This window comes from Moraxella sp. (genome assembly GCF_024227015.1).
GTDB lineage: Bacteria > Pseudomonadota > Gammaproteobacteria > Pseudomonadales > Moraxellaceae > Moraxella.
In genome coordinates this window covers 1-1,233 of sequence record NZ_JAAELD010000324.1, presented here as the reverse complement: position 1 = coordinate 1,233, position 1,233 = coordinate 1, and the positions used below count along the sequence as shown (strand labels likewise).

Sequence of the window (1,233 nt, the reverse complement as noted above, 5' to 3'; positions counted from 1 at the left end):
TTGGTTGATTATGAATTTTGAAAATATCAAGCAAGCATGGTTTTCGAATGTGCGAGGCGATGTGCTATCTGGCTTGGTGGTGGCGCTTGCACTCATTCCAGAAGCGATCGCCTTTTCGATCATTGCAGGCGTTGATCCCAAGGTGGGGCTTTATGCGTCGTTTTGTATTGCGGTGGTGATTAGTTTTGTGGGTGGTCGTCCTGCCATGATATCGGCAGCGACGGGTGCGATGGCCCTTGTCATGGCGAGTATTGTGCGCGATCATGGTTTGCAATATTTATTGGCGGCGACACTGTTGACAGGCGTGATTCAGCTCGTTGCGGGATTTTTCAAGGTGGGATATTTGATGAAGTTCGTCGCCCGAGCTGTGGTGGTAGGCTTTGTTAATGCTTTGGCGATTTTGATTTTTATGGCGCAGCTGCCTGAGCTGATTAACGTCACTTGGCATACCTATGCGCTTGTCGCGGCGGGACTTGGTATTATTTATCTGTTCCCATACCTGCCTAAGATTGGCAGAATCATCCCATCACCTCTGGTGACGATCGTGACTTTAACAGTTGTTACGGTGATGCTGAGTATCGACGTGCGAACAGTTGGCGACATGGGTGCGCTGCCTGATACACTGCCTGTGTTCTTGCTGCCTGACATTCCATTGAATTTTGAGACGCTTTTGATTATCTTGCCTTATTCTGTGAGTCTGGCAGCGGTGGGCTTGCTTGAGTCTTTGATGACGGCAACCATCGTTGACGAGATGACTGAGACGGACAGCGATAAGAACCGCGAAAGCAAAGGTCAGGGCATCGCGAATATTGTCAGTGGGCTGTTTGGTGGCATGGCGGGCTGTGCGATGATTGGGCAGTCGGTGATTAATGTTAAATCAGGCGGTCGCACGCGCCTATCGACATTCTTGGCGGGCGTGATTTTGTTGATTATGGTAGTGTTCTTGAGTGATTTGATTTCCATCATCCCTATGCCTGCGCTCGTCGCCGTGATGATCATGGTGTCGATCGGTACGTTTAATTGGCAGTCGATTAAGGAGCTAAAGACGCATCCGCTTGGATTTAATGTGGTGATGCTGGCAACAGTTGCGATCGTTGTATATACGCATAATTTGGCGCTGGGTGTGGGCGCTGGTGTGCTGCTGTCTGCATTGTTCTTTGCCAATAAGATTGGTAGATTAATGACAGTGCAAAGCCTGCCGACAGGTCGTGATGAAAGTCTGGCTTATGGTGT

Annotated in this window: 1 protein-coding gene; it reads left to right on the top strand. The window is 49.4% G+C overall.

Going from position 1 to position 1,233, the window contains the following annotated elements; genetic code table 11:
- Window positions 1-10: 10 nt before the first annotated feature.
- On the top strand, window positions 11-1,233 hold a 1,223-nt coding region (locus GY683_RS07370), incomplete at its 3' end, for a SulP family inorganic anion transporter (protein WP_297288120.1).